A 1,589-nucleotide genomic window follows, 5' to 3' on the forward strand; every position below is an offset into this window, starting at 1 on the left:
GGCGAGTTGCTGAGAGCGTCGGGTAATCTGGACATCAACGTCGCTGATTTTTTCAGTGTTAATGGCGGTTTTGCTTTCGAGAAGGCCAGCGAACAGATCACGCTGGACGATGGTTCACAGGTAAGCGTTGATCTTATTACCTTGGGTGCCGAGGGCGTCAATGCCTTTGCCGGTCTTAATGCGGGCACCGATGAAGCCCTGGGCTTTGCCCTGGAAGATGTGGATCTGGCCCTGGCGTTGATGAGCGACCAGGCCGACAGCACTCGTCAATGGCACAGTCTGAAAGCCGACGCCGGCAGCGCAGGCTTCTTGGGGGGTGGCGACGATCTGGTGATCGAAGCGAGTACCTTGGAAGTAGTGATCAACCAGGCGGGCAGCGACGGTTCGCTGGTGGACTACGCCGCTCAGGCGCTGACGGTGGCCATCGGGCCCGATGAGAGTCTGCAGTTTGATATGGACGCCGCCGCCGGCGAGCTGTTGCAGGCCAGTGGCGAGCTGAACGTCAACATCGCTAATTTCTTCAGCGTCAGTGGTGGTTTTGCGTTGCTCAAATCGAGCCGCCAGATGACCTTGTCGGATGGCGCCCAGGTGGACACCGATCTGCTGACCTTGGGAGCCAATGACGCGGCCGCGTTTGTGGGTGTCAACGGGGGCAGCGAGGACGCCACCGGTTTTGAGCTCAGTGGCGTGGATCTGGCGGTGGCTCTGATCACTGATCAAAACGATGGTGCGCGCCAGTGGGCAAGCGTGCAGGCCGAGGCGGATAGTGCGGCTTTTGTCGGGGTTGAGGATCTCACCATCGGCGGTGACACCATGAGCGTAAGTCTTAACCTGGCGTCGAACGATGGTGTGGTGGTGGACTACGCGGCCCAGAGTCTGGAAGTCTCCACCGGTCCGGACAGCAGCATCACACTGACGATGGACGGCAGCGATGGCGAGTTGCTGAGAGCGTCGGGTAATCTGGACATCAACGTCGCTGATTTTTTCAGTGTTAATGGCGGTTTTGCTTTCGAGAAGGCCAGCGAACAGATCACGCTGGACGATGGTTCACAGGTAAGCGTTGATCTTATTACCTTGGGTGCCGAGGGCGTCAATGCCTTTGCCGGTCTTAATGCGGGCACCGATGAAGCCCTGGGCTTTGCCCTGGAAGATGTGGATCTGGCCCTGGCGTTGATGAGCGACCAGGCCGACAGCACTCGTCAATGGCACAGTCTGAAAGCCGACGCCGGCAGCGCAGGCTTCTTGGGGGGTGGCGACGATCTGGTGATCGAAGCGAGTACCTTGGAAGTAGTGATCAACCAGGCGGGCAGCGACGGTTCGCTGGTGGACTACGCCGCTCAGGCGCTGACGGTGGCCATCGGGCCCGATGAGAGTCTGCAGTTTGATATGGACGCCGCCGCCGGCGAGCTGTTGCAGGCCAGTGGCGAGCTGAACGTCAACATCGCTAATTTCTTCAGCGTCAGTGGTGGTTTTGCGTTGCTCAAATCGAGCCGCCAGATGACCTTGTCGGATGGCGCCCAGGTGGACACCGATCTGCTGACCTTGGGAGCCAATGACGCGGCCGCGTTTGTGGGCGTCAATGGGGGCAG

Annotated in this window: 1 protein-coding gene; it reads left to right on the forward strand. The window is 59.6% G+C overall.

The features are described 5' to 3' along the window. Positions 1–1,589, forward strand: a 1,589-nt coding sequence (locus HBA55_RS37085; protein WP_167001274.1) for a hypothetical protein, incomplete at both ends; no start/stop codon positions are given.

Origin of the sequence: Pseudomaricurvus alkylphenolicus (assembly GCF_011683955.1) — a bacterium.
GTDB classification, from domain to species: Bacteria; Pseudomonadota; Gammaproteobacteria; order Pseudomonadales; family Cellvibrionaceae; genus Pseudomaricurvus; species Pseudomaricurvus alkylphenolicus.